This is a genomic window from Novosphingobium sediminicola (genome assembly GCF_014196525.1).
Classification (GTDB): Bacteria; Pseudomonadota; Alphaproteobacteria; order Sphingomonadales; family Sphingomonadaceae; genus Novosphingobium; species Novosphingobium sediminicola.
In genome coordinates this window covers 136,075-162,284 of sequence record NZ_JACIDX010000013.1, presented here as the reverse complement: position 1 = coordinate 162,284, position 26,210 = coordinate 136,075, and the positions used below count along the sequence as shown (strand labels likewise).

Genomic DNA, 26,210 nt, shown 5'->3' with positions numbered 1-26,210 from the left:
GCAATGAGCGTCGCCTTTCGCCGCGATGGCGATGAGGAACATCTGGAGCCGAAATTCGAGCTGCCCATCCCGCCCGGCCCCAATCTGGTGACGGCGCGCGGCAAGGCTGGGATCGAGGAGAAATGCGCCCAGTGGGAGGCCGCCGTAGCCGCCGCGCCGGATGAGGAAGCGGTAAAATCCGCCCGCCGCCATCTGCGCTATTGGCGCAACCGCGCCGCCACTGCGCAGGAGATGCCTGCGCCCGACGGCTCGTGCGTTGCCTTTGGCGCCACTGTGCAATTCCGCCTGAACGGTCAGACCCGCTCCATCACCATCGTGGGCCATGACGAGGCCGATCCCACCTCTGGCCTGCTCGCTTTCTCCGCCCCTTTGCCGCGCGCGATGATGGAGGCCGAGGCGGGCGAGCTGGTCGATTTCTCCGGCCGGGCCGAGGCGATTGAGATAATCTCAATTACGGTTTGAACGCTGGCAAAGGTGGGATTTAGCCGTTAACCCGGCGGGCGAAATAGCCGGGAGAATGCGATGTTTGGCCCATTACCATGGATGGCTGCGGGTTTGCTGGGGCTGGGCGCTCTGGCCAAGGTGGCGCTGGACCATGGGGAGCCGATCAATGCGCTCTGGCTGGTGGTGGCCTCGCTGGGCTGTTTTGTGGCTTCCTATCGCTTCTATGCGCGCTTTATCGGCGCGCGGGTGATGGGGCTGGACGGCGCGCGGCCCACGCCTGCCGTCCGGCGGCCCGATGGGCTGGATTATGTGGCGACGGATCGCAATGTCCTGTTCGGCCACCATTTTGCCGCGATTGCGGGCGCGGGGCCGCTGGTCGGGCCGGTGTTGGCGGCGCAGATGGGCTATCTGCCCGGATCGTTGTGGATCATCTTTGGCGTGGTGCTGGCGGGCGCGGTGCAGGATTTCTTGGTGCTGTGCATCTCGATGCGGCGCGACGGCAAATCGCTTGGCGAAATCATCCGCATGGAAATGGGCGAGGTGGCGGGCGGCATCGCGCTGCTGGGCACGTTCATGATCATGGTCATCATTCTGGCCGTGCTGGCGCTGATCGTGGTGAAAGCCTTGGCCGAAAGCCCTTGGGGCATGTTCACCGTGGCGGCCACCGTGCCGCTGGCGCTGGCGATGGGTGTCTATTCGCGCTGGATGCGTCCGGGGCGGGTGGGCGAGGTTTCGCTGCTGGGGCTGGTGGGCTTGCTGGCCGCGCTGGTCTTTGGGCAGGATGTTGCGCAATCGGCGTTCTGGGGGCCGCTTTTTACCTATACGCCGATCCAGATCTGCTGGATTCTAATCGTCTATGGCGCGGTGGCCTCGCTCTTGCCGGTGTGGTTGTTGCTGGCCCCGCGTGATTATCTTTCCACGTTTTTGAAAATCGGCACGATCATCGCGCTGGCCATCGGTATTCTCATCATGGCTCCGGCGCTCAAGATGCCTGCGCTGACACAATTCGTGGACGGCGGCGGGCCGGTGTGGTCGGGCGGGCTGTTTCCATTTCTGTTCATCACCATCGCCTGCGGGGCGGTGTCGGGTTTTCATGCGCTGATCGCCAGCGGCACCACGCCCAAGCTGATCGCCAGCGAGGCCGACGCGCCCTTCATCGGCTATGGCGCGATGCTGGCCGAGGCCTTTGTGGCGATCATGGCGCTGGTGGGCGCATCCATCATCGAGCCGGGCATCTATTTCACCATGAACAGCCCAGCCGCGCTGATCGGCACTACGCCGCAAAGCGCATCGGCGGCGGTGTCGGCCATGGGCTTTGCCATCACGCCCGAGGCCATCGTGCAATTGACCAAGGACATTGGCGAACACACGATCCTCTCGCGCACCGGCGGCGCGCCCACGCTCGCCGTGGCCATGGCGCAGATTTTCAGCCATGTGGTCGGCGGTGCGGCGATGAAGGCGTTCTGGTATCACTTCGCCATTCTGTTCGAGGCCCTGTTCATCCTGACCGCTGTGGATGCGGGCACGCGGGCGGGGCGGTTTATGGTCCAGGACCTGCTGGCCCGCGCGGTGCCGGGGTTTGCGCGGATCGGCGGCATGGCGCAGGGCCTGATCGGCACCGCGATTTGCGTGGCCGCATGGGGTTTCTTCCTGCATCAGGGCGTGACCGACCCGCTGGGCGGGGTGAACACGCTTTGGCCGGTGTTCGGCATTTCTAACCAGATGCTGGCGGCCACCGCGCTGATGCTGGCGACGGCCGTACTGTTCCGCATGAAGCGACAGCGTTACGCCTGGGTCTCGGTGCTGCCGACCGTGTGGCTGTTGATCTGCACCTTGTCGGCCGGGTGGCTCAAACTGTTTTCCGATGATCCCAAGGTCGGATTTTTGTCGCATGCGGCGAAATTTTCTTCGGCGGCGGCGCAGGGCAAGCTGCTGGCCCCGGCCAAGAGCATGGCGCAGATGGAGCGAATCATCTTCAACGACCGGGTCGATGCGGTGCTTTGCGGGTTCTTTATGGTGGTGGTGCTGGCCGTTTTGGTGGCGGCTGTGCGAACCTGTCTGGTGGCCCTGCGCAGCGATGCGCCCACCGTGTACGAGGTGACGGCATGAGCGGGTTTTGGCGCCGTTTGATGGGCGCGCTGGTGGGAATGCCCGATTATGACGCCTATCTGGCGCACCATCTGGCCCATCATCCCGAACGCGCGGCGATGACCCGCAAGGAGTTTTTCCGCAACCGCCAGGAGGCCCGCTATGGCAAGGGCGGCGGGGGCAAATGTTGCTGAATTAAGGCTTTTTCACCCGGTTCTGTTCCGCCTCGAACAATTCGCAAAGGGCGTGTATCGTGCCCGAAACGATCCGGTCCTTCAGGCTGTACCAGCGCGTCTGGGCCTCGACCCGCACGTTCACGATATCCTCGGCGCGCAGCAGCGCCAGATGTTGCGACACGCCCGATTGCGAGAGGCCGGTCATCGTTACCAACTCGTTCACGCTGACCTCGCCCTCGTCCATCCGGCACAGCATCAACAGGCGCTCAGGGTGACTCATCACCTTGAGACGCGCAGCCATCATCGCGGCATTGGCCTTCAGTTCTGCAAGATCGGTTGGCTTCATTACGCCGGAATTGGCGATTTACGGGCCGTTTTGCAAGAGGGTCAGCAGGGACGGGCCGGTGCGGAGTCGTTGAGCGCCGCTTCTGTCCGCGTCATTTCCGCCAGCGCCAGGGCCACTTCGGCCATACGCGGGCGGGCCAGTGAATAGAACACCTGCTTGACCTCGCGCCGCCCCTGCACCAGCCCGGCCTTGCGCAGCAGCGCGAGTTGCTGGCTGATGATCGACAGGCTGACCCCATTGCGTGCGGCCAGATCGCCCACCGCCACCGGGCCTTGCGCCAGTTGTGTAATCAGGTTGAATCGCAATGGATGGCCCAGCAGGCGCAGCGCCTCGATCAGGTCGGACACCAAAGGATCATGCGAGGGGCAGGCGGCAGGGCGCGCGGCGCTGTCGGCTGGTTCCATCACTTCGCATTGCTCCCATCTGGCCCTAACCGCGCGGGTTCCGGCGGCGGGTGTCTATCCTAAAGGATTGCGAAGTTGAGAAATTGACCGCGATCAATCGGCCACCTGCAAAGAATGGGTTTTCATTCCAATCAGGATGTTCCCAAATGGTTCGTTAACCACCCGTTACTTTGCGCGGAAAATGGGCAAAAAAAACCCGGCCGGAGCCGGGCTTTGGAAGTTTGGGAGAGGATGCCTGAAAGGCAAGTTCTGGGTAGGTGAATCAGCTGATTCGCGCAACTGTAAAAGATGTTAACTAGCCAAATGGGTATTTATAATGCAATGTAAAAACCAAAATGGCCAATATGGCGAAAATTCGTTCATATTGCGGTAAATTTCGCCACCCTGGTCCGACAAATCACCCTAGCGGAACGTCCATATTGTCGATCAAGCGCGCCTTGCCGATTCGCGCCGCAGCCAGCAAACGCGCGGGTCCCGTGCCGCGCTGAGTCAAAGGAGCCAGCGTATCGGCATCGCAGATCTGCGCATAATCGACCGAGAGAAAACCGCCCGCCAGCACCGCCTGCTCCATCTGGGCCAGGGCATCGCCGATGGCCATGCCGCCCGCCACGGCCTGCGCCGCCGCCTGCATCGCGCGGGGCAGCGCCACCGCATCGGCGCGTTCCTGCGCCGACAGATAGGCATTGCGCGAGGAGCGGGCGAGGCCATCCTCCTCGCGCACCGTGGGCACGCCGATGATCGCATCGACATGGGGCGCGGTCAAATCGAGATCGCGCGCCATCCGCCGGATCACCGCCAGTTGCTGCCAGTCCTTTTCGCCAAACAGCGCGACGTCGGGCGCCACCTGATTGAACAGTTTCAGCACCACCGTGGCCACGCCGTCGAAATGGCCGGGCCGGGCCGCGCCGCAAAACCCCTCGCTGACCCCCGAAACGCCGACATTGGTGGAAAAATCGGCAGGGTACATTTCATCGACCGTGGGCGCCCAGAGCAGAGCCACGCCCTCGCTCTCCAGCGCGGCCTTGTCGGCGGCCAACTGGCGCGGATAGGCGTCCAGATCCTCGCCCGGTGCAAATTGTCGGGGATTAACGAAAATGGACGCGACCACGTGTTCGGCATGCCGCCGCGCCTCACGCATCAGCGTTAAGTGCCCGAAATGCAAGGCTCCCATCGTCGGGACCAATGCCACGCGGCCGCTCTTGCGCAGCTCGGCAACCGCTTCGCGCAGCAGATTGAGGTGATTGATGGTTTGCACCGGCACGGCCCCCTTGGTAAGGTTTTGACACTGTTCGCGCGGTGGCTGATAAGCCGGGGCGGCGCGGGCAGCAATGCTTTTGCGGCCCTGTCGCCTGTGATGCCAACCCTGTGATGAGAGAACCGCCATGTCTGGTCCCCACCGCATCGTTTTCGCCAATGAAAAGGGGGGCACGGGCAAATCCACCACCGCCGTGCATATCGCCGTGGCGCTGGCCTATCTGGGCGCGCGGGTGGGCACGATCGACCTCGATTCGCGCCAGCGCACCATGCACCGCTATATGGAAAATCGCGGCGAGACGCTGCGCCGCCGGGGCATCGACCTGCCCACGGTGGGGTTTGACGTGTTTCGCGGGACGACCACCGATGAACTGGACGAATTGACCGCGCGCGTGTCGCAGAATGTCGATTACCTGATCTTTGACACGCCCGGCCGCGACGATGAATTCGCCCGCCATGTGGCGATGAGCGCCGATACGCTGGTCACGCCTTTGAACGACAGTTTCGTCGATTTCGACCTGATCGGGCAAGTGGACGCCGAGACGTTCAAGGTGCGCCGCCTGTCCTTCTATGCCGAAATGATCTGGGAGGCGCGCAAGAAGCGGGCGCTGGCCACGATCAACGAGCATCGGCGCGAGATGGACTGGGTGGTGGTGCGCAACCGCACCCAGCATATCGAGGCGCGCAACATGCGCCGTATCGACAGCGCGCTGGCCGAACTCTCGCGCCGGGTGGGCTTCCGTATCGCCCAAGGCCTGTCCGAGCGCGTGATCTACCGCGAATTGTTCCCCAGCGGGCTGACCCTGCTGGACAAGGGCCATCTGGGCGATCTGGGCACCAGCCATCTGGTTGCGCGGCAGGAATTGCGCACGCTGGTGGCGGGCATGAACCTGCCCGCGCCCCGCGTGCAGCGCGATACGCAGGCGATGTCGGCGGGCTGACATGGTCAAGCTGCTCCTGCTGCTGGTGCTGGCGTCATGGGCGTGCCGCCAATGGACGGGCCAGTGGCCATGGGTGCATTGGCAGCGGATGACCGGGCCGACCCCGGTGGAGCGGGCGCGCCGCCTGCTGGGCGTGGAGGCCGGGGCCGGGCGCGGGGCGATCATCGAGGCGCATAAGAAGCTGATCACGCGGGTTCACCCCGATCGCGGCGGCGATGCGGCGCTGGTGCATGAGGCCAATGATGCGCGCGATCTGCTGCTGGCGCGGCTGGGAACCGAAACCGGGGCCAAAACCGACCAATGACCGATCCGGCGATCTTCCGGGAATATGACATTCGCGGCACCTATGGCTGCAATCTGTTCGACGATGACGCCTATGCGATAGGCCGGGCGGTGGCGCAGGCCTTGCGGGAGCGCGGCGGACGGCGGATTGCCGTTGGGCGCGACGGGCGGCTCAGCGCGCCCGCGCTGGAGGCCGCACTGGTCGAAGGCCTGCGCGATGGCGGGCTGGATGTGGTGCGGATCGGGGTGGGGGCCACGCCGATGCTCTATTACGCCGAAGCCTCAATGAAAGAGATAGACGGCGGCATTCATGTAACTGGCAGCCACAATCCCCGCGATGATAATGGCTTCAAGATAGTATTTTTTGGTGGAGCCCTGTTCGGCGCCGAAATTCAGCGGATCGGGCTCCTCGCTGCGGATGTGGCGGCTGCGAAGCGGAGCGGTGTTGCCGGAGAAGGTGTTGCCGGTGAATGGATCGGCGGTGATCTCGTCCATCGCGGCGCGGTGGAAGGGCAGGATATTCTGCCCGGCTATGTCGCGCGGCTGGTCGATGGTCTGCTGCCGGGGCTTTGGGACAAGGCGGGCGATCTTCGGATCGGCTGGGATGCGGGCAATGGCGCCGCCGGCCCTGCCATCGAGGCCCTGACCGCGCTCTTGCCCGGAGAGCATCATCTTCTCTTCACGCAGGTTGACGGACATTTTCCTCACCACCATCCAGATCCGACTGTTGAGGCAAATCTCGCAGACTTGCGGGCCCTGGTCGCCTCCAGACATCTCGATTTCGGAGTGGCTTTCGACGGGGACGCGGACCGGATCGTGGTCATCGACGGGCGGGGACGCTCGATCCTTGGGGATCAGTTGCTGGCGCTGCTGGCGCAGGATCTTTTGCTCGATTGTCCAGGCGCGGTCATTCTGGGCGATGTCAAAGCGTCACAGGCGGTTTACGACCGGATCGCCGCGCTGGGCGGGGTGCCCGCGATGGGGCCTGCGGGGCATAGTCTGATCAAGGCCGAAATGAAGGTGAATGGCGCTTTGCTCGCTGGGGAGACCTCGGGGCATATCTTTTACAAGCACCGCTTCTATGGTTTCGACGATGCGCTGTATGCCGCCGTGCGACTGATGGCGGCGGTTTCGCGCCGAAATGGATCTATTGCGGATTGGTTCGACGAGCTGCCGGTCTGCTTCAACACGCCCGAATTGCGCTTTCCGGTTGCCGCAGATCGTAAACGCGCGGTGGTTGAGGAAGTGGCCGCCAGACTGGCCGCGCAGGGGGCGCAGGTCAACCGAATGGATGGGCTGCGCGTGTCTTGCGATGATGGTTGGTGGCTGTTGCGCGCGTCCAATACGCAGGAGATGCTGGTGGCCCGCGCCGAGAGCGGCAGCGAGGCTGGCCTTGCCGCGCTGGTGGCGCAACTGGACGCAGAACTGGCGCAAAGCGGGGTGAGCCGGGGGTGAGGCAGGTTCACCCGCGCATTGCCGATTGGTTCGCCGGGCGCGGGTGGCATGTCCGCCGCCATCAGGCCGAAGTGCTGGCGCAGGTGGGCGCGGGGCATCATGTGCTGCTGGCCGCCGACACCGGGGCGGGCAAGACGCTGGCCGGGTTCATGCCGACGCTGTGCGATGCCGCCGAGGGCGTTTTGGCGGATGGGCTGCACACGCTCTATGTCTCGCCGCTGAAAGCCTTGGCGCATGATATTCAGCGCGGCCTGTTGGCGCCGGTGGCCGAGATGGGGCTGGGCCTGCGGGTCGAGGCGCGCACCGGCGACACATCCTCGGACCGCAAGGCGCGGCAGAGGCATGACCCGCCCCATGTGTTGCTGACCACGCCCGAATCTTTGTCCTTGCTGCTGTCCTATCCCGAAAGCGCGACGATGTTTGCGGGGCTGCGCTATGTCGTGGTGGACGAAATCCACGCGATGGCGGCGGGCAAGCGGGGCGATCTGCTGGCGTTGTCTTTGGCCCGCTTGCAGGGCCTGGCGCCCGATATGCGGCGCATTGGCCTGTCGGCTACGCTGGCCGACCCGGTAGGTTTTGCGCGTTGGCTTGCTCCAATTGGCGAGGATGCGGCGTTGGTTGCTGGCGAGGAGGGCGCGCCCGCCGATGTCTCGATCCTGCTGCCCGCGGGCCAGCGCATACCGTGGAGCGGCCATGCGGCGAGTTGGGCGGTGCCGCAGATCCTCGACCTGATCCGCGCCCATCGCACCACGCTGATCTTCACCAACACGCGCTTTCTGGCCGAATATACGTTCGGCCTGCTGTGGGATCGCAACGAGGAAAACCTGCCCATCGGCATCCACCATGGCAGCCTGTCCGCCGAGGCGCGGCATAAGGTCGAGGCGGCGATGGCGGGCGGGCGGCTGCGCGCGCTGGTCTGTACTGCGAGCCTCGATCTGGGGGTGGATTGGGGCGACATTGATCTGGTGGTGCAGATGGGGGCGCCCAAGGGCTCGTCGCGCCTGTTGCAGCGGATCGGGCGGGCCAATCACCGGCTGGATTGCCCGTCCAAGGCGGTGCTGGTGCCCGGCAACCGGTTTGAATTTCTCGAAGCCGTGGCCGCCGTTGAGGCGGTGCGGGCGGGCACGCGCGATGGCGAGGACCTGCGCCCCGGCGGCCGCGATGTGCTGGCCCAGCATGTGCTGGCGCTGGCCTGTGCCGGGCCGTTCGATGGGGCCGCCCTGCTGGCCGAGGTGCGCCGCGCCGCGCCCTATGCCGATGTCAGCGAGGAGGAGTGGGGGCGGGTGCTCGGCTTCGTTTCGAACGGGGGCTATGCGCTGCGGGCCTACGATCGGTTTCGCCGGATCACCCATGGCCGCGATGGGTTGTGGCGGCTGAGCCATCCCGATCTGGCGCGCTCCTATCGGTTGAATGCCGGGATCATTGTCGATGCCGATATGGTCGAGGTGGCCTTTCGCAATGGCCGCGCGTTGGGGCGAGTGGAGGAGGACTTCGCCGCCTCGCTGGGGCCGGGCGATACGTTCCGTTTTGCCGGGCTGGATCTGGAGGTCGAGTCGCTGCGCGAGGGGGCCTTGCTGGTGCGCGCCTCGCGGCGGTCGGCGGCGATCCCTTCGTATAATGGCGCGCGCATTCCCATCTCGTCCCATCTGGCCGACCGGGTGCGGGCGATCCTGAACGATCCGGCGCGTTGGGATGATTTCCCCGAGGATGTGCATGAATGGCTGGCCGTGCAGGCGCGGGTGTCGGTGTTGCCGCGACCGGGCGAATTGCTGGTCGAGAGCTTTCCCCATCAGGACCGGTTCTACAGCGTGTTCTACACCTTCGAAGGCTGGCCCGCGAATCAGTCGCTGGGCATGTTGATGACGCGGCGGATGGAGGCGTTGGGGCTTTCGCCGCTGGGCTTTGTCGCCAATGATTATGCGCTGGCGGTCTGGGGGCTGCGGCCCGTTGAGGACCCCGCCGCGCTGCTCTCGCCCGATATTCTGGTCGAGGAATTTGTCGAGTGGGTGGAAAATTCCTATCTGCTGCGCCGCGCCTTCCGCGAGGCTTCGGTCATCTCCGGCCTGATCGAGCGGCAGATGCCGGGCAAGCGCAAGACCAACCGGCAGGTCACTTTCTCCAGCGACCTCATCTATGACGTGCTGCGCCGTTATGAGCCGGACCACTTGCTGCTCAAAGCCGCATGGGCCGATGCGCGGCAGAAGATGACCGATGTGGCCCGCGTGGCCGAGGTGCTGGACCGGGCGCAATCGGCCATCCGCCATCAACGCCTGTCGCGCGTCAGCCCGCTGGCCGTGCCGACGCTGACCATGATCGGGCGCGAGAGCATGCCCGCCGGCGCCGCCGATGATGAGCTGCTGCTGGAGGCCGAGGCGCTGGCCGCCATCGCCATGGGCGAATAGGGCGCGGGAACAGGGCGCAAAAAAAGGGGCGGATCGCTCCGCCCCTCTCTCTTGCCGTTTAACGCAGCGTACCTTGGCCTTACTTGGCCCCGGCAGCCTTGTTGAAAGTGGCATAGCGCTCGTTGCCGACGAAGCCGAACTTCGTCACTTCCGAGGCCTTAATGATGTTCAGCACATTCGCTGCCAGTTCATAGCCCGACTGCGCATCCGGCTCGAACTGAAGTTCGGGCTCGGGGGTCATGCTGCGCGAAGCCTTGAGGTTCGCGCCCAGAACGCTGCGGTCGATCGGCGTGCCGTTCCACAGGATCTGGTTATCCGGGGTAAGCACGACCTTGTTCTTGATCGGGTCGACCGGCGGCTTGGGCATATTCGGCGGCGGCGGCGAAGGCAGGTCGATGTTCACCGCGTGGGTAGCCACGGGGATGGTGATGATGAACATGATCAGCAGAACGAGCATAACGTCGATCAGCGGAGTCGTGTTCATCTCGCCCATCGGCTCGCCGTCGTCTTTACCAGCTGACATTGCCATGGGATGTTACTCCTGAGTTAAAGGGCTTATCAGCCGTTCGGATCGACCGGGGTCGAAATGAAGCCAACCGTGGGATAACCCGCGCGCTGCACGTTGAAGATCGCACCTGCGACACAGCGCCAAGGCGCTTCGACGTCGGCACGAACGTGAACCTGCGGCACCTTTTCGGGGTTATCGCGCAGCACCTCTGCACCGCCCTCGCGCTTGATGATGTCGTCAAGGCGCTTGAACGCCTGGTCGTACAATTCAGTCGAGTCAACGGGGGTGATGTTGTTGAAGTAGATGCGGCATTCGCCACCACGCGACGCGCCTTCGAAGCCGGGGTCGCCGGCGCTGCGACCAGCAGCGTCGGTGGTGCTGACCGTGATCAGCAGGTTTTCGACCTTATCCTTCGATTCCTGCGAAACCATCACAGGGATCTTCAGCTTCTGGATCGTCTGGATCGCAACCGGAACTGCGATCAGGAAGATGATCAGCAGCACCAGCATCACGTCCACCAGAGGGGTGGTGTTGATGTCGGACATCGGCTTTTCTTCGCCGCCCGCGCCGCCAACAGACATTGCCATGTTATGATCCTACTCTTGCAATGCCCTCTTTCGAGAGGAGGGATTGGGGGGAGGGGAGGGCCGGGAAATCATGCCGCATGCCGCGCATGATTTCCCGTACATCCGGGCAGACTGGCCGCCCGGATGCCTGCCTCATGTCTTACTTCTTGGCGGCGGGAGCCGGAGCAGCCTTGACCGGAGCAGCAGCCACGACGGGCTTGATGGCGCCCTTCGAGTTGATGTAGGCCAGCACGTCAGCCGAGAAGCCGGTCAGCAGCTCGTTGATGCGCTTGTTGCGCGACTGCAGGAAGTTGTAGGCAAGCACGGCAGGCACAGCGACGAGCAGACCGATGGCGGTCATGATCAGAGCTTCACCCACGGGGCCGGCAACCTTGTCGATCGAGGCCGAACCGGCCAGGCCGATGGCGATCAGAGCGCGGTAGATGCCGACCACGGTACCGAACAGACCCACGAAAGGAGCGGTCGAACCGACGGTGGCGAGGAAGGGCAGGCCGCGAGCAAGGAACGCGCCGATCGAGGCTTCGGTGCGGGCCAGCGACGAGTGAACCCAGTCGTGGGCTTCAAGCGAGTCAGCCATCTTGCCGTGGTTTTCTTCAGCCAGGATACCGGCTTCGACGATGTCACGGAACGGGCTGGTCTTTTCCAGCTTGGCGGCGCCTTCCTTGAGCGAAGCGGCCTTCCAGAACGTGCCCAGAGCCTTGTACTGCTTCAGGATCTTCGACTGATCCGACCAGCGGGTGAACAGCACGAAGAACGAACCGAACGAGAAAATCGCCATGATGGTCACGGTCGACTGAGCGATCAGACCGCCCTGTTCCAGGGCTTCCTTGAAGCCGAACTTGTTCTGCGGAGCCGCGCCAGCAGCGGCGGTCAGAATGTCAATAAGCATGCGATGGTCCTCTCAAAGGGCTCTCGAGTAGAGAATAGGGTCATTTACAGTAGGGACCGGGCCTTCATGCCGCAGATCCCCTGGGGAGTGTGGCTCAGTCCTTCGGGATGACCCACTTCACGCGATTGGCATAAACGCCGGTGGTGGGCTGGCCTTCGCCATCCTTGGCGGGCGTGAAACGCGCGCGGCTGGTGACGTATTTGCAAGTCGCAGCGTCCAGTTCGGCATTGCCCGAGCTGGCCGTGATTTCGCAACTCGACACGCGCCCATCCGTGGAAACCGTCAGACGGAAACCAGTGGTGCCCTGAACACCTTCACGCAGGGGGCGCGAGGGATAGTCTTCAGGCGTCGCCCAGTTGGCAGGGTTGCCCTTGGGGGCAGCGCCAACAGGCGTAAAGCGCGGCGGCGGCGGAGCCGAAGGCGCAGGCGGTGCCAACACAGGCGCCGGCGGCGCCGGCGGCGGTGCAACCGAAACCGTCTCGATCACGGGCGCGCTAACGGGCGCCACGTTCACCGGCGGCGGCGGAGCGACGATCGGCGGCGGCGGAGCGTCCTTCGGCGGCGGCGGAGGCGGTGGCGGCGGTTTCTCCTCTTGCTTGATATCGACAGTCGTTACTTTTTTCATGACCTTCTGAACCGCCGAGTAGGCAAGACCAGAGACCAAGGCATAACCAACGACGATGTGAATCAAGGCAACGATGATAATGGCGGTAAGGCGATTACCGCTCAATTGTTGATCAGCGTAGGCCATTCAGACGCATCACTCCATACAAAAACCCGGGCAAGCCCCGGGCCGACCATGAACCGAACCCGAAGGCGAAGTCCATGGGGAAAAGCTCATATCCACCCTGCCGGATTTACCGGATATTCGCCAAATGCCTTATGTGTCGGCTTTCGGCGAACGCATCGGCCCCCTTTATTGGGGGTCCGCTTTTTTGCCAATCCTAGCCACCTTGCCGACTCGGCGCAACGCCTTATGCGCAGGGGGGTGGGGTTCAGGCAAAATTCATTTGTGTTAAAGCCTATCTAACGGGCACCCTTGGGGGCCTTTTGCAGGGGTTATGCGCCAATGGCGAATTTTTCGGAGTTTTCCGCGATGTTTCAAGGCATCCGAGGGTGGAAATCGGCTTGCTTTGCGGCTCTATTGCCGCTGTTTGTTCCGGTGTCTGCAGGGGCTCAGACCCCGCTTACGCAAAATGTCGTACAATCGTATGCTGACCTTGTTGGTCTGGCCGAATCATCGCCTTTGGTCGTCTTTGCCGAGCTGAAAAAGGTGATTCCCATGCCCGAGGCCAGGGATGTTTCGCCCTTTGCCACCGTCCAGCGCGCCTATATCGAGGCGCAGGGAATTGATTTGTTGAGCGGAACCGGCTCGGTTTCGGCCTCGGTGCGCTATCTGGCCGATGTCCGGCTCGATTCGCGCCACAAAATTCCCAATCCAAAGAAGCAGATGGTGCTGCTTTTCGCCCGCCCTGGAACCACGCCGGGCGACATTCAACTGGTTTCTCCCGATGCGCAATTGCCGTGGAGCCAGCCGTTGGAGGCCCAGATTCGCAAGATTCTGGCCGATCTGAGCGCGCCTGATTCGCCGCCCCATATTACGGGAATCAATATGGCGCTCTATCAGCAGGGCGATCTGGCGGGGGAGGGCGAGACTCAGATCTTCCTGACCACCACCAAGGGTACGCCTGCCGCGATCATCATCCAGCACCGCGCAGGCCAGCCCTCGCGCTGGAGCGCGTCCTTCTCCGAAGTGGTCGATGCGGCCAATGCCCCGCCCGCGCAGGGCACGCTGGAATGGTATCGTCTGGCCTGCTCGCTGCCCGAAATGCTGCCTGCTTCGGCCAATCTGGGCGAAACGCAGGAGGCCAAGGATCAGGCCGTGGCCGATTACCTGTTGGTGCGCCGCGATCTGGGGCCTTGCACGCGCACGCGGGTTTCGTGGGGCGGGGATATCGCCAAGCCGGGCAAATAGGCTTGATGGCAATCCAATTGCCCCCTAGGTGGCCCAGCGTAAAGCTGAGGATTCCATGATGACCGACACCGCCGATAACGCCGCTCTTTCGCCCCAATCCGGCAAGCCGCCGCTGCGCATTGCGCTGGCCGGCCTTGGCACGGTGGGCGCGGGCGTCATTCGGCTGGTGGAGGCCAATGCCGATCTGATCGCCCGCCGCGCGGGCCGTCCGATCAAGGTTTCCGCCGTTTCCGCGCGTGATCGCGGCAAGGATCGCGGCGTCGATCTCTCGCCCTATGCGTGGGAAGATGACATGACCGCGATGGCCGCGCGCGATGATGTGGACGTGGTGGTCGAACTGGTGGGCGGGTCGGACGGCCCGGCGCTGGTGCTGGCGCGCAATGCGATTCGCCATGGCAAGGCGCTGGTGACGGCCAACAAGGCGATGATCGCCCATCACGGCATGGCGCTGGCCAAGGAAGCCGAAGCGCAGGGCGTGGCCATGCGTTTCGAGGCGGCCGTGGCGGGCGGCATCCCGGTCATCAAGGGGCTGCGCGAAGGCGCGGCGGCCAACCGGGTCGAGCGCCTCTACGGTATCCTCAACGGCACCTGCAATTACATCCTCTCGACGATGGAAGACACCGGCCGCGATTTCGCCGAGGTGCTTTCCGAGGCGCAGGCCAAGGGCTATGCCGAGGCCGACCCGACCTTTGACATCGAAGGCATCGACGCCGCGCACAAGCTGTCCATCCTGTCGGCCATCGCCTTTGGCGCCAAGATCGACTTTGGCAGCGTAGACACGCAGGGCATCAGCCGCATCCTGGCCGCTGACATCGCGCAGGCCGATTCGCTGGGCTATTGCATCCGCCTGATCGGCACTGCCGAGGCCGATGCCGGACCCGACGGCACGCCCGGCCTGTTCCAGCGCGTTGCGCCCCATCTGGTGCCTTTCGACAATCTGCTGGCCCATGTCGATGGCCCGACCAATGCGGTCGTGGTCGAAGGCAATTTCTCGGGCCGCCTGCTGTTTCAGGGCGCGGGCGCGGGTGATGGTCCGACCGCTTCGGCGGTGGTGGCCGACCTTATCGATATCGCGCGCGGCATGGACACCGGGTTTGAAGCCGACATGGCCTTCTCGATCCCGGTTGACGGTCTGGAAGACATGGCCCCGGCGCCTGCCGGTCATCGCCTTGGCCGCGCCTATATCCGCTTCCTTGTGGCGGACCGTCCGGGCGTGCTGGCCGAAATCACCGCCGCGATGCGCGATGCGGGCGTTTCCATCGAGAGCCTGATCCAGAAAGGTCAGGCAAGCAAGGATGGCGCGGTTATCGTCGCCATCGTCACGCATGAAGTGCCCGAAGCGGCCGTGGCCAAGGCGCTGACCTTGCTCGAAGGTTCGCCCAGCCTTGTTGGCCAGCCGCTGGTCATGCAGATTCTGGGCGCGTAACGCGGCGTTTCAGCCTCGCTGAACACGCGGGGCAAATGCGCAGTAACTCAGACAATTTCGACGCCGGGGGCCATGCCCTCGGCGTTTTTCTTTGCCCGCTCCATGGCTGGGTTCGTATGTTGCCCGATTTGGGCCGCCGCCCTCGCATCTGCGGCATTTGTCCGCTCGACAATCGGGTTATGCATAGGTAAGCGGACGTGTCTGCATAGGTATTCACAGCATGCATTCACACCGCCGACCAACAGGGCCGGCATAGGGGCCATACATTCCTGAAGGAATCGGACAGATTATGAGCGCTACTCCTGCCAGCAAGATTCTCGACCGCGTTCTGGTGCTTGAAATGGTGCGCGTGACTGAAGCGGCCGCCATCGCCTCGGCCAAGCTGATCGGGCGCGGCGACGAGAAGGCCGCCGACGCGGCGGCAGTGGAAGCCATGCGCGAAAAGCTCAACGAGCTGTATATCGACGGCACCGTGGTGATCGGCGAGGGCGAGCGCGACGAGGCCCCGATGCTCTATATCGGCGAGAAGGTCGGCGCGGCCGCGGGCAAGGGCCCCAAGATCGACATCGCGCTTGACCCGCTGGAAGGCACGACGATCTGCGCCAAGGCCGGTCCGAACTCTCTGGCCGTGCTGGCGATCGCCGAAGAGGGCGGTCTGCTCAACGCGCCCGACACCTATATGGACAAGCTGGCCGTGGGGCCGGGCTATCCCGATGGCATCATTGATCTGGCCAAGAGCCCGACCGAAAACGTCAAGGCCGTGGCCGCCGCCAAGGGCGTGCCGCCCGAAGACATCGTGGTCTGCGTGCTGGACCGCCCGCGCCACACCGATCTGATCGAGGAACTGCGCGCGCTTGGCTGCGGCGTCTATCTGATCGGCGACGGCGATGTGGCGGGCGTGATCGCCACCACCAACACCGAAGAAACCAACATCGACATGTATATGGGCCAGGGCGGCGCACCCGAAGGCGTGCTGGCCGCTGCGGCTCTGCGCTGTGTCGGCGGCCAGTTCAAGGGCCGCCTCGTGTTCCGCAACGAGGATGAAAAGGCCCGCGCCTACAAATGGGGCATCACCGATCTGAACAAGATCTATGACCTGACCGAGCTGGCCAAGGGCGATTGCATCTTTGCCGCCAGCGGGGTGACCGATGGCTCGCTGCTGAAAGGCGTGAAGCGCCTGCGCACCGGCCGCCTGACCACCGAAAGCGTGGTGATGCGCGCCAGCACCGGCACCGTGCGCTGGGTCAAGGGCGACCGCCGGGCTTAATCTGCGCTGCGATTATCCTAAAGGGGGCAGGGGTTTGCGCTTCTGCCCCCTTTTGTATGCGCGGCAAACCTTGCAATCCTGCCGATCTTGGCTAGAGGCACGCGCGAGGGAAGCAACGCGGCGGCTGAGTCTTTCACGCCGCGTGCAGTGGAGATACGCGAATGAAGATCCTTGCCGGTAACGGTAACCTGCCGCTGGCGCGCGCGATTGCGGGCTATCTGGAACTGCAGCTGACCGACGCCAGCGTGCGCCGGTTTGCCGACGAGGAAGTCTTCGTCGAGATCAATGAGAACGTGCGCGGCGAGGATGTCTTTGTCATCCAGTCGACCAGCTATCCCACCAATGACAACCTGATGGAACTGCTGATCTGCATCGACGCGCTGCGTCGCGCCTCGGCCAAGCGCATCACGGCCGTTATGCCCTATTTCGGCTATGCCCGTCAGGACCGCAAGCCCGGCCCCCGCACGCCGATCTCGGCCAAGCTGGTGGCCAATCTGATCACCACGGCGGGCGCGGACCGCGTGCTGGCGGTTGATCTGCACGCCGGTCAGATCCAGGGCTTCTTCGACATTCCCACCGACAACCTGTTTGCCGCCCCCGTGATGGCCGCCGACATTCTGGCGCGCAATGGCGATGCCGGTCTGATGGTGGTCTCGCCTGACGTTGGCGGCGTGGTGCGCGCCCGCGCGCTGGCCAAGCGTCTGAACAATGCGCCGCTCTCCATCGTGGACAAGCGCCGCGACAAGCCGGGCGTGTCGGAAGTGATGAACATCATCGGCGACGTGAAGGGGCGCACCTGCATCCTGATCGACGACATCATCGATTCGGGCGGCACGCTGTGCAACGCGGCGCAGGCGCTGATGGATGCGGGCGCGGCTTCGGTCACGGCCTATATCACGCATGGCGTGTTGTCGGGTGCGGCGGTGTCGCGCGTCAACAATTCGGCGCTCAAGGAACTGGTCATCACCGACTCGATCCTGCCGACCGAGGAAACGCAGGAATCGAACAAGATCCGCCTGCTGACCATCGCCCCGCTGATCGGCGAGGCGATCCGCCGTATTGCGGATGAAAGCTCGGTGTCGAGCCTGTTCGACTAAGACTTATAAGGCCCTCTGCCGCTGGCGGGGGCCTTTACTGCCAGGGGCGCCTTTTACTGCCAGGGACGGTTGCCGCCAGGCGGCACGCGCTCGAGCGCTTCGAGCCTTTTGGCCTGCCGCGATTCCAGCGCCAGCGTCAGCAGCGGATTGGGCGTGCGCACAAAGCGGCGCGGGGTCACGCCGAACAATTCGGTAAATTCGCGCGTCATCTGCGCCTGATCGAAATAGCGCAGGATCAGCTCCTCGGCCTCGGCCTCGTCGGCCACGCCGTGCAGATGGCTGGCCATGTCGAGCGCGCGGGCGCGGCGCATCACCTGTTTGGGCGGCATGCCGAAATCGCGCCGCACGATCCGTTCCAATTGCCGCGTGCTGATCGCCATTTCGGCGGCAAACTCGCTGATGCTGGCGTTGGGATGGGCATAGGATAGCGCCTCGAAGGCGGTGCTGATCGGATTGGGCAAGGGGCGGCCAAGGCTTTCCACCAGAATGCGAAAACGCCGTTCGAGCAGATCGGCAATCGCCACCGGGTCCTCGGTATGGCTGAAAGCGGCCAGCGTTTCCTCGCTGTTGAGCCCGTAATGTTCGAGCGGGACCAGCCGGTTGACCATCTCATGCGCGCTGCGCCCGAACAGTGCATAGCCCGCGCCAGCATTGAGCGCATAGCCTATCGAGGTGAAACTGCCCTCGACGGTGACGGGCATGATCTTGCTTTGCGGGCCAAAGATCAGAGCCGCTCGGCCAAGCTGGTGGATGCCATCTGCGGTATGGGCGGTCCATTTCCCGCCCAGTTGGATGCGCACCATCGAACTGTCGTTAAAGATGCCTGATGAGAGGCAGTAATCGGGCGGCAGATTGACCGGCGTGACATAGATCCGCCCCAGCCACGGCGCCAGATCGGGCGCGGGCGCGCGATTATACGACAGCGGTTGGCCCTTGCTTGACCGACCGGCCAACGGGGTTACCGCCTCATCAAGGGCCGGTTTGGTTGGCTTGAGCATAAATATTGGACCCGATATTCGTTTTTGTTGTGAAAATCATTTCCTGAACCTGAGTAGTTCAATTTCCCTTGTGGGCCGCTTTGTCAACCGATTGTCATCTTATATTGCCAGCCTTGCGGCTTGACCCGACCCCATGGGCAAAGGCACAAGCAGCCCCATGAAACTGAACCTTGATGCCGACATTGATCTTGCCCAACGTCTTGCCGATGCGGCGGGCGCGGCGATCCGCCCCTTCTTCCGGTCCGGCGTGGCCAGCGAGCGCAAGGAGGACGCCAGCCCCGTCACCCTTGCCGATCAGGCGGCCGAGGAAGCGATGCGCGCGATCCTGCGCGTCGAGCGCCCCGATGACACGATCATCGGTGAGGAATATGGCATTACGGCCGGAACCTCGGGGCGCAGTTGGGTGCTGGACCCGATTGACGGCACCGCGGGGTTTTTGGCGGGCCGCGCGATCTTTGGCACGCTGATCGCGCTGGTGATCGAGGGCTGGCCGGTGCTGGGCGTGATCGATCAGCCGATTGCGGGGGAGCGCTGGGTGGGCGCATCGGGCCGCAAGACGACGTTCAATGGCCAGCCGGTGAGCACCCGGCGCTGCCGCGAATTGTCCGACGCCACCATCGCCACCACCGGCCCGCATTATTTCAGCGACCATGAGGGCGAGCATTTCATGGGCCTGGCCGCCAAGACCGATTATCGCCGGATGGTGATGGGCGGCGATTGCTATAATTACGCGATGCTGGCCAGCGGCCATCTCGACATCGTGTGCGAGGCCGGGCTCAAGCTGCATGACTGGGCCGCGCTGGTGCCGGTGGTCGAGGGCGCGGGCGGTTTGATGTGCGACTGGAACGGCGATCCGCTGCACGCCGGTTCGACCGGGCATGTGCTGGCGCTGGGCGATCCGGCGCGGCAGGATGATGCGGTCGAGGCGCTGGCCTGCAATCACGATCACCAGCACGGGCACCACCACGAGCATTGAGCCTGCATTTCTTCTTCTATGGAACATTGATGGCGGGCATGGGCAACCGGCATGAACGGGCCGTCCATGCCTTGCTGGAAAGTGGCCGCGCGGCCAGTGTGCGCGGGCGGCTCTATGCGGTGCCTGATCCGGCGGGGTGGTATCCGGCGCTGGTGCCGGGCGCGGGGGTGGTGCGGGGCAGGGTTTATCGCGCGGGGCCGCGTTTCAATGCGCGGGCGCTGGCGCGGATGGATGCCTATGAAGGGCCCGAATACCGGCGGGGCAGGATGAAGCTTGGCGCGATCACCGCCTATGCCTATGTCTGGCGCGGTGCTTTGCCGCGCGGGGCGCGCCGGATCGCCTGTGGTGATTTTCGCGCATGGCTGTTGGCCCACCGACGGCGGCGGGCCTTTGCCGCTTAATCCTTGGGCGCTTCGCTGTTGAGCTGGATGTAGTTCTGGATGCCCATCCGCTCGATCATGTCGAGCTGCTTTTCCAGCGTATCGACATGGCCTTCCTCGCTTTCGAGAATCTTCTGGAACAGGTCGCGGCTGATGAAGTCGCGCACGCTTTCGCTATAGGCGATGGCGTCCTTAAGCAGGGGGATCGCGTCCATTTCCAGCGCGAGATCGGCCTTGATGACTTCTTCGACCGATTCGCCGATGCGCAACCGGCCCAGATTCTGGAAATTGGGCAAGCCTTCGAGAAAGAGGATGCGATCAGCCAGCAGGTCGGCGTGCTTCATCTCGTCGATCGATTCATGGCGTTCGAACTGGGCCAGCTTATGCACGCCCCAATTGTCGAGCAGCCGGAAATGCAGCCAGTACTGATTGATCGCGGTCAGCTCGTTATAGAGTGCCTTATTCAGATACTCGATGACCTTGGCGTCGCCCTTCATGGTTTTGTCTCCGGCTTGGCTTGAGCGGCCAGCCTAACGTGCCGGAATGGGGCAGGCAAATGGATCTTCAGGCCGGAACGGCGCTGCGCTCTTCGGCCACGATCTGATCGGCATCTTCGAGGCATTGGCGGCATTGCGGGCGACAGCCGAGGCGGTTGTAGAGCGTTTCGGCATCACCGGCATGACAGCGGGCGGTGGCGCGCAGGTCTTTTTCACGCAGGGCATTGCAGATGCAGATATACATTGCCACGAGGCTCCAGAGAGAATGAATCGCCTTATAATGCGAAACACTCGCAATAGCAAGCTTCTTGCGGATCATTCGCAAAAGGCAAGGGTGTCAGTTGTTTGTGAGTTGGCCGGGGGAGAGGGCTGGCACCGGGCCGTGACACGGATATGTCGGGGCAACATCAAAGGCTCCACCCCCATCAATGCCCTTGCATTTGGGGGGCGATACCCCTAAGGGCCGCCCCTTCAACCGGTTCGGAGGATTTGCCGCAAGGCAGATTCGCTCGCCTGCCTGGCCATCAAGGGCTGCCACGGCAAGCGGGACGGACCGCTAGATCAAGGAGATGAAAATGCCCAAGATGAAGACCAAGAGCGGTGTGAAGAAGCGCTTCAAGATCACCGCCACCGGTAAGGTCAAGCATGGCGTCGCTGGCAAGCGTCACCGTTTGATCAGCCATAATTCGAAGTACATCCGTCAGAACCGTGGCACCGAGGTGATCTCCGACGCGGACGCGAAGGTGATCAAGAAGTGGGCGCCCTACGGGCTGAACTGAGGAGTTACTGAGTTATGGCACGTGTCAAAAGGGGTGTTACCACCCGCGCCAAGCACAAGAATATTCTGGAACAGGCCAAGGGTTACCGCGGTCGTCGCAAGAATACGATCCGCGTTGCTCGTCAGGCCGTTGAAAAGGCCGGTCAGTACGCTTACCGCGACCGCAAGGTCAAGAAGCGTACCTTCCGCGCTCTGTGGATCCAGCGTATCAACGCTGCGGTTCGCGCCGAAGGCCTGACCTATTCGCAGTTCATCAACGGCATCAAGCTGGCTGGCATCCAACTGGACCGCAAGTCGCTGGCCGATCTGGCGCTGAACGAAGCGGCCGTGTTCTCGGCTGTTCTGGCTCAGGCCAAGGCTGCTCTGCCCGCCGCGTAAGCGCGCAGGCCGATTGGACAGAAAGGGCGCGGGGGGCTTCTCCTCCGCGCCTTTTTTGTTGCCCGATGCGCGTAGGTGAACTTGCCTTCACCTGTGGGATGCGCCATCAACAGGGCATAAGGTTCGCAAAAAGATAAGGCAAAAAGATAAGGGATGCCATTGACGCGCGGATCATCGGTCCGAGCCCGGTTCTTCGCCCCTCCGGCGGAGCTGGCGCGGTATTTCACGACCTTCTATTTGGCCGAGATCGATCTCGCGCCCGGCCAGCGTGTGGTCGATTATCTGCATCCCGAATGGGCCAATCTGCGTTTTTCCTCCGGTGGGCCGCTGGCCGCGCGCAATGCGCGGGGCATGGGCATTGCCGATTGCCATTTTGCGGTGACCGGCCCCAGCGGCCATGCGGTGCGTTTCGAAGTGGGGCCATGCCGGATCTGGGGCGTGGGCCTGTTGCCGCTGGGCTGGGCGCGATTTGTCGGATTGCCCGCGTCCGAACTGGCCGATGCGGTGCTGGACGGGGCGGGGCATGATGGCTTTGCGCCCTTCATGCCGCTGGCCGAGGCGATTTTCGGGCCTGAACCCGATGTCGAGGGCGAACTGGGGCGGATCGGCCGGTTCTTTGCCGAGTGGCCCTCCATGGGGCCGGGTGATGATCAAAGGGTTCAGGCGATTCATGCTGCGATGATCGATCCGGGCGTTTCCAGCGTGGCCGAAATGGCCCGCCGCGCGGGAACCAGCGCGCGCACGGTTGAGCGGCTTTGCCAGCAATCCTTCGGCTTTGGCCCGAAAACCTTGCTGCGCCGCCAGCGCTTCATGCGCAGCCTTGCCCAGTTCATGCTCGACCCATCGCTCAAATGGATCGGCGCGCTGGACGGACATTATCACGATCAGGCCCAATTCGTGCGCGAGTTTCGGCAATTCATGGGCATGACCCCGCGCGAATATGCCAAAATGCCGCATCCGATCATCGAGGCCTTTGTGCGCGAGCGGGCGCGGATTGCGGGCGCGGCGGTGCAGGCGCTGGACGGGCCAAACGGGGCGCGGTTAGGGCGCGGTTGATCTTGACGCCGCGCCGCCCTAGAGGGTGCTGGCGCATGGCCCGATGCCGGCGCGCCCATCAGCAAACGGACAGAGCATGGATTACGAAAGTCTCGGCGCACAGGCGCTCGACAGCATTGCAAAGGCGCAGGATCTGGACGCGCTGGAGGCGCTGCGCGTGGCGTTTTTGGGCAAGCAGGGTTCGATCTCGGGCCTGCTGAAAACGCTGGGCGCGATGAGCCCGGAGGAACGCCAGACCACGGGCCCCAAGATTCATGCGCTGCGCGAAGGCGTGACGAATGCGCTGGCCGAAAAGAAGGCCGCTCTGGAGGGCGCCGCGCTGGAGGCCAAGCTGGCCGCCGAGACGGTCGATCTGACCCTGCCCGCGCCCGAAAGCGCCCGTGGCAGCGTGCATCCCGTGTCTCAGGTGATGGACGAACTGGCCGAGATCTTTGCCGATCTGGGCTTTGCCGTCGCCACCGGGCCGGAGATCGAGGACGACTGGCACAATTTCACCGCGCTCAACATGCCCGAGAGCCATCCGGCGCGCGCGATGCATGACACCTTCTATATAGATAAAGACGCCAGCGGTTATGAAACCGAGCAGGACATGGTGCTGCGCACGCATACCAGCCCGGTGCAGATCCGCGCGATGCTGGCCGCGGGCGGTGACAAGCCCTTGCGCATCATCGCGCCGGGCCGCGTCTATCGCAGCGATTCCGACGCCACCCACACGCCGATGTTCCATCAGGTCGAAGGCTTGGTGATCGGCAAGGACATCACGCTGGCGCATCTGAAATGGACGCTGGAAACCATGCTCAAGGCTTTCTTTGAGCGGGACGATATCGTGCTGCGCCTGCGCCCCAGCTATTTCCCCTTCACCGAACCCAGCGTCGAGGTGGACACCGGCTATTCCTATGTCGATGGCCGCCGCGTGGTGGGCGGTTCGGGCGATGCGCCGGGCCATTCGTGGATGGAACTGCTGGGGTCGGGCATGGTCAACCGCCATGTGCTGACCGCTGGCGGTTATGACCCGGATCAGTGGCAGGGTTTTGCCTTTGGCGTGGGCGTCGATCGCTTGGCCATGCTGAAATATGGGATGAACGATTTGCGGGCCTTCTTTGATGGCGATGCGCGCTGGCTGGGCCATTACGGCTTTTCCGGCCTTGATGTGCCGACCCTTTCGGGCGGCGTTGGCGTACAGGCATAAGGGGCTTCGGCATGAAATTCTCTCTCTCGTGGCTCAAGGCCCATCTGGAAACCGAAGCCAGCGTCGAACAGATCGCGGGCAAGCTGAACGCCATCGGCCTTGAAGTCGAAGGCATTGAGGACCCGGCCGAAAAGCTGAAGGGCTTTCGCGTTGCGCGCATCCTGACCGCCGATCGCCATCCCAATGCGGACAAGCTGCAGGTGCTTTCGGTCGATACCGGCGATGGCGCTCCGCTTCAGGTGGTCTGCGGCGCGCCCAATGCGCGTGCGGGATTGGTCGGTGTGTTGGGCCTGCCCGGCGCTGTCGTGCCTGCCAATGGCATGGTGCTCAAGGTTGCCGCCGTGCGCAGCGTCGAATCGAACGGCATGATGTGCTCGATGCGCGAGCTGGAACTGGGCGAGGGCCATGACGGCATCATCGAATTGCCCGAGGACGCGCCGGTCGGCACCGCTTTTGCGGACTATCACGGCGCCGATCCGGTGTTCGACATTTCGGTCACGCCCAACCGCCCTGATTGCATGGGCGTCTATGGCATCGCGCGCGATCTGGCCGCCGCCGGTCTGGGCACGTTGAAGCCCATCGCCGCGCCGGGGATTGCCGGTTCCTATGCCTGCCCGGTCGAAATCCGCACCGAGGATATTGATGGCTGCCCCGCCTTTTATGGCCGCACCATCAAGGGCGTGAAGAATGGCCCCAGCCCGGAATGGCTGCAGGCTGCGTTGAAGGCTGCTGGCCAACGCCCGATTTCGGCGCTGGTGGACATCACCAATTATGTGATGCTCACCTATGGCCGCCCGGCCCATGCCTATGATCTGGCCAAGCTGTCGGGCGCGGTCGTGGCACGCCGCGCGGTTGCGGGCGAGCAGTGCCTTGCGCTGAACGGCAAGACCTATGATCTGACCGACACGATGACTGTGATCGCCGATGCGGCGGGCGTGCATGACATTGCCGGGATCATGGGCGGCGAGCATTCGGGTTGCAGCGACGATACCAGCGATGTCATGCTGGAAATCGCCTATTTCACGCCCGAACGGATTGCCGCCACGGGTCGCGCGCTGAACCTGACCTCGGACGCGCGCGCGCGGTTTGAGCGCGGGGTGGACCCGGCTTTCCTCGATACCGGGCTTGATCTGCTGACCGGCCTGATCCTTGAGATCTGCGGCGGTGAGGCATCCGAAGTGGTGCGCGCCGGTGCTGCGCCTGCCATGCCCAAGGTTGTGGCTTTTGATCCCGCGCTGGTGACCAAGCTGGGCGGGGTGGAGATTGCGGGCGAGGAGCAGAAGCGCATCCTTGCCGCGCTGGGCTTTGCCGTGGGCGATGACTGGGCGGTGACGGTGCCGGGCTGGCGCCCGGATGTGGACGGTGCGGCCGATATTGTTGAGGAAGTGGTGCGCATCCACGGCCTCGACGGGATCGAGAGCATGCCGCTGCCCCGCGAGGATGGCGTGGCCAAGCCGACCGCGACCCCGGTGCAACGCCAAGAACGCCGCCTTCGCCGTGCTGCTGCCGCACGCGGGTTGAATGAGGCGATTACGTGGTCGTTCCTGCCTGAGGGTGAGGCCGAGCATTTCGCAGAAGGCGTGCTGTGGCGTCTGGCCAATCCGATCAGCGAAGACCTGAAAGTCATGCGCCCCAGCCTGATCCCCGGCCTGCTCTCTGCGGCCAAGCGCAATCTGGCGCGTGGCGGCTCTTCGCTGCGTCTGTTTGAAATTGGTCGCCGCTATTTGCGCGATGCCAATGGCAAGGGTGCCGAGCGTCTGACGCTGGCCGTGGTGCTGGCGGGCGACAAGACTCCGCGCGGCTGGGCTACGGGCAAGGCGCAGGCGTTCGATGCTTTCGACGCCAAGGCCGAGGCGCTGGCCTTGCTGGCCGAGGCGGGGGCGCCGGTGGACAATCTGCAAATCATGGGCGAGGCGGGCGCGCAGTTCCACCCCGGCCAGTCGGCCACCTTGCGGCTTGGGCCCAAGAATGTACTGGCGCGTTTCGGCATGTTGCATCCCACCACCGCCAAGGCGTTTGACCTTGATGGCCCGGTGGCGGTGGCGGAAATCTTCCTCGACGCCATTCCGGGCAAGAAGGGGGCTGCTGGTTTCGCCCGCGTCAATTATGCGCCTCCGGCCTTGCAGGCGGTGAAGCGCGACTTTGCTTTCCTGGTGAAGGCCGATCTGGCGGCGGGCGATCTGCTGCGCGCGGTGAAGGGCGCGGACAAGGCGAATATCATCGCCGCGCGCCTGTTCGACGATTTCCGCGGGGCGGGCGTGCCGGAAGGGCAAAAGTCGCTGGCCATCGAGGTCACGCTGCAACCTTCGGAAAAGAGCTATAATGACGCCGACCTGAAAGCCATTGCTGACAAGGTGACGGCGGCGGCGGCCAAGCAGGGCGCGGTCCTGCGCGGTTGATTTGCTAAGGGGTTGAAA

The 26,210-nt window shown here is 63.7% G+C and carries 28 protein-coding genes; 18 read left to right on the top strand and 10 right to left on the bottom strand.

Annotated features, from left to right (window positions below):
- The first annotated feature begins 3 nt into the window (after positions 1-3).
- The 3 genes from GGR38_RS16850 to GGR38_RS16840 are packed head-to-tail and all read left to right on the top strand — an operon-like array spanning position 4 to position 2,726.
- Positions 4-462 (top strand): GreA/GreB family elongation factor, encoded by a 459-nt coding sequence (locus GGR38_RS16850; RefSeq protein WP_183627315.1) that lies wholly within the window; start codon positions 4-6, stop codon positions 460-462.
- 60 nt (positions 463-522) lie between these two features.
- Positions 523-2,553, top strand: a complete 2,031-nt coding sequence (locus tag GGR38_RS16845) for a carbon starvation CstA family protein (RefSeq protein ID WP_183627314.1) — start codon at positions 523-525, stop codon at positions 2,551-2,553.
- Positions 2,550-2,726: a YbdD/YjiX family protein gene (locus GGR38_RS16840; RefSeq protein WP_183627313.1), complete on the top strand. Its 177-nt coding sequence runs from the start codon at positions 2,550-2,552 to the stop codon at positions 2,724-2,726. Before GGR38_RS16845 ends, GGR38_RS16840 begins: the two co-directional genes overlap by 4 nt.
- 1 nt (position 2,727) lies before the next feature.
- Here the strand turns inward: GGR38_RS16840 and GGR38_RS16835 are convergent, their stop codons facing one another.
- From GGR38_RS16835 to panC, 3 genes are all read right to left on the bottom strand, one after another.
- Complete coding sequence (locus tag GGR38_RS16835) at positions 2,728-3,054, bottom strand: ArsR/SmtB family transcription factor (RefSeq protein WP_183627312.1); 327 nt, start codon at positions 3,052-3,054, stop codon at positions 2,728-2,730.
- A gap of 41 nt (positions 3,055-3,095) precedes the next feature.
- Positions 3,096-3,458: an ArsR/SmtB family transcription factor gene (locus GGR38_RS16830; protein ID WP_246404836.1), complete on the bottom strand. Its 363-nt coding sequence runs from the start codon at positions 3,456-3,458 to the stop codon at positions 3,096-3,098.
- A gap of 397 nt (positions 3,459-3,855) precedes the next feature.
- Positions 3,856-4,713 carry a pantoate--beta-alanine ligase gene (gene panC, locus GGR38_RS16825; RefSeq protein WP_183627310.1) on the bottom strand — a complete coding sequence of 286 codons (858 nt, stop codon included), beginning with the start codon at positions 4,711-4,713 and terminating at the stop codon, positions 3,856-3,858.
- A 127-nt stretch (positions 4,714-4,840) separates the two neighbouring features.
- On the opposite strand from panC, the gene GGR38_RS16820 reads away from it, so the two are divergent.
- The 4 genes from GGR38_RS16820 to GGR38_RS16805 are packed head-to-tail and all read left to right on the top strand — an operon-like array spanning position 4,841 to position 9,792.
- On the top strand, positions 4,841-5,653 hold the full coding sequence (locus GGR38_RS16820) for a division plane positioning ATPase MipZ (protein WP_183627309.1): 813 nt from the start codon (positions 4,841-4,843) through the stop codon (positions 5,651-5,653).
- A 1-nt stretch (position 5,654) separates the two neighbouring features.
- The gene (locus GGR38_RS16815) at positions 5,655-5,957 is read left to right on the top strand and encodes a J domain-containing protein (protein WP_183627308.1); all 303 of its coding nucleotides are present in this window, start codon (positions 5,655-5,657) and stop codon (positions 5,955-5,957) included.
- Positions 5,954-7,390 carry a phosphoglucomutase/phosphomannomutase PgmG gene (pgmG, locus tag GGR38_RS16810; protein ID WP_183627307.1) on the top strand — a complete coding sequence of 479 codons (1,437 nt, stop codon included), beginning with the start codon at positions 5,954-5,956 and terminating at the stop codon, positions 7,388-7,390. Before GGR38_RS16815 ends, pgmG begins: the two co-directional genes overlap by 4 nt.
- Positions 7,387-9,792, top strand: coding sequence for a ligase-associated DNA damage response DEXH box helicase (locus GGR38_RS16805; protein ID WP_183627306.1), 2,406 nt, complete (start codon positions 7,387-7,389; stop codon positions 9,790-9,792). Before pgmG ends, GGR38_RS16805 begins: the two co-directional genes overlap by 4 nt.
- 79 nt (positions 9,793-9,871) lie before the next feature.
- Here GGR38_RS16805 and GGR38_RS16800 read toward each other — a convergent pair whose 3' ends face one another.
- From GGR38_RS16800 to GGR38_RS16785, 4 genes are all read right to left on the bottom strand, one after another.
- The gene (locus GGR38_RS16800) at positions 9,872-10,321 is read right to left on the bottom strand and encodes an ExbD/TolR family protein (protein WP_172339432.1); all 450 of its coding nucleotides are present in this window, start codon (positions 10,319-10,321) and stop codon (positions 9,872-9,874) included.
- A gap of 29 nt (positions 10,322-10,350) precedes the next feature.
- The gene (locus tag GGR38_RS16795) at positions 10,351-10,887 is read right to left on the bottom strand and encodes an ExbD/TolR family protein (RefSeq protein ID WP_183627305.1); all 537 of its coding nucleotides are present in this window, start codon (positions 10,885-10,887) and stop codon (positions 10,351-10,353) included.
- Between the two features lie 139 nt (positions 10,888-11,026).
- Entirely contained in the window at positions 11,027-11,776 is a 750-nt protein-coding gene (locus GGR38_RS16790) for a MotA/TolQ/ExbB proton channel family protein (protein ID WP_172339434.1), read from the bottom strand.
- A gap of 94 nt (positions 11,777-11,870) precedes the next feature.
- Positions 11,871-12,527: an energy transducer TonB gene (locus GGR38_RS16785; protein WP_172339435.1), complete on the bottom strand. Its 657-nt coding sequence runs from the start codon at positions 12,525-12,527 to the stop codon at positions 11,871-11,873.
- A 531-nt stretch (positions 12,528-13,058) separates the two neighbouring features.
- Between GGR38_RS16785 and GGR38_RS16780 the strand changes: the two genes are divergently transcribed.
- The 4 genes from GGR38_RS16780 to GGR38_RS16765 all read left to right on the top strand — a co-directional run bounded on the left by GGR38_RS16780 (position 13,059) and on the right by GGR38_RS16765 (position 17,541).
- On the top strand, positions 13,059-13,751 hold the full coding sequence (locus GGR38_RS16780; RefSeq protein WP_183627304.1) for a hypothetical protein: 693 nt from the start codon (positions 13,059-13,061) through the stop codon (positions 13,749-13,751).
- A 58-nt stretch (positions 13,752-13,809) separates the two neighbouring features.
- Positions 13,810-15,177 carry a homoserine dehydrogenase gene (locus GGR38_RS16775; RefSeq protein ID WP_172339647.1) on the top strand — a complete coding sequence of 456 codons (1,368 nt, stop codon included), beginning with the start codon at positions 13,810-13,812 and terminating at the stop codon, positions 15,175-15,177.
- 289 nt (positions 15,178-15,466) lie between these two features.
- Positions 15,467-16,444, top strand: a complete 978-nt coding sequence (gene glpX / locus GGR38_RS16770) for a class II fructose-bisphosphatase (protein ID WP_183627303.1) — start codon at positions 15,467-15,469, stop codon at positions 16,442-16,444.
- Between the two features lie 161 nt (positions 16,445-16,605).
- Complete coding sequence (locus GGR38_RS16765; RefSeq protein ID WP_183627302.1) at positions 16,606-17,541, top strand: ribose-phosphate pyrophosphokinase; 936 nt, start codon at positions 16,606-16,608, stop codon at positions 17,539-17,541.
- A 53-nt stretch (positions 17,542-17,594) separates the two neighbouring features.
- Here the strand turns inward: GGR38_RS16765 and GGR38_RS16760 are convergent, their stop codons facing one another.
- Entirely contained in the window at positions 17,595-18,539 is a 945-nt protein-coding gene (locus GGR38_RS16760; RefSeq protein WP_183627301.1) for an AraC family transcriptional regulator, read from the bottom strand.
- A gap of 157 nt (positions 18,540-18,696) precedes the next feature.
- Here GGR38_RS16760 and GGR38_RS16755 point away from each other — a divergent pair, with 157 nt between their 5' ends.
- Positions 18,697-19,515 (top strand): inositol monophosphatase family protein, encoded by an 819-nt coding sequence (locus tag GGR38_RS16755; protein WP_425497064.1) that lies wholly within the window; start codon positions 18,697-18,699, stop codon positions 19,513-19,515.
- Complete coding sequence (locus GGR38_RS16750; RefSeq protein ID WP_281379436.1) at positions 19,512-19,916, top strand: gamma-glutamylcyclotransferase family protein; 405 nt, start codon at positions 19,512-19,514, stop codon at positions 19,914-19,916. Before GGR38_RS16755 ends, GGR38_RS16750 begins: the two co-directional genes overlap by 4 nt.
- Here GGR38_RS16750 and bfr read toward each other — a convergent pair.
- The gene (bfr, locus tag GGR38_RS16745) at positions 19,913-20,392 is read right to left on the bottom strand and encodes a bacterioferritin (RefSeq protein ID WP_172339441.1); all 480 of its coding nucleotides are present in this window, start codon (positions 20,390-20,392) and stop codon (positions 19,913-19,915) included. The two genes, GGR38_RS16750 and bfr, sit on opposite strands and share 4 nt — an antisense overlap.
- 67 nt (positions 20,393-20,459) lie before the next feature.
- Entirely contained in the window at positions 20,460-20,711 is a 252-nt protein-coding gene (locus tag GGR38_RS16740; RefSeq protein ID WP_343059146.1) for a (2Fe-2S)-binding protein, read from the bottom strand.
- Positions 20,712-20,967: 256 nt separating this feature from the next.
- Between GGR38_RS16740 and rpmI the strand changes: the two genes are divergently transcribed.
- From rpmI to pheT, 5 genes are all read left to right on the top strand, one after another.
- Positions 20,968-21,171 carry a 50S ribosomal protein L35 gene (gene rpmI, locus GGR38_RS16735; protein ID WP_168603007.1) on the top strand — a complete coding sequence of 68 codons (204 nt, stop codon included), beginning with the start codon at positions 20,968-20,970 and terminating at the stop codon, positions 21,169-21,171.
- A 14-nt stretch (positions 21,172-21,185) separates the two neighbouring features.
- Positions 21,186-21,548 carry a 50S ribosomal protein L20 gene (gene rplT, locus GGR38_RS16730; RefSeq protein WP_168603006.1) on the top strand — a complete coding sequence of 121 codons (363 nt, stop codon included), beginning with the start codon at positions 21,186-21,188 and terminating at the stop codon, positions 21,546-21,548.
- A gap of 153 nt (positions 21,549-21,701) precedes the next feature.
- Entirely contained in the window at positions 21,702-22,604 is a 903-nt protein-coding gene (locus GGR38_RS16725) for a helix-turn-helix domain-containing protein (protein ID WP_183627299.1), read from the top strand.
- 76 nt (positions 22,605-22,680) lie between these two features.
- Positions 22,681-23,793: a phenylalanine--tRNA ligase subunit alpha gene (gene pheS, locus GGR38_RS16720; RefSeq protein WP_183627298.1), complete on the top strand. Its 1,113-nt coding sequence runs from the start codon at positions 22,681-22,683 to the stop codon at positions 23,791-23,793.
- An 11-nt stretch (positions 23,794-23,804) separates the two neighbouring features.
- A complete protein-coding gene (pheT, locus tag GGR38_RS16715) occupies positions 23,805-26,192 on the top strand; it encodes a phenylalanine--tRNA ligase subunit beta (RefSeq protein WP_183627297.1) in 2,388 nt (795 codons plus the stop codon).
- Positions 26,193-26,210: the final 18 nt, after the last annotated feature.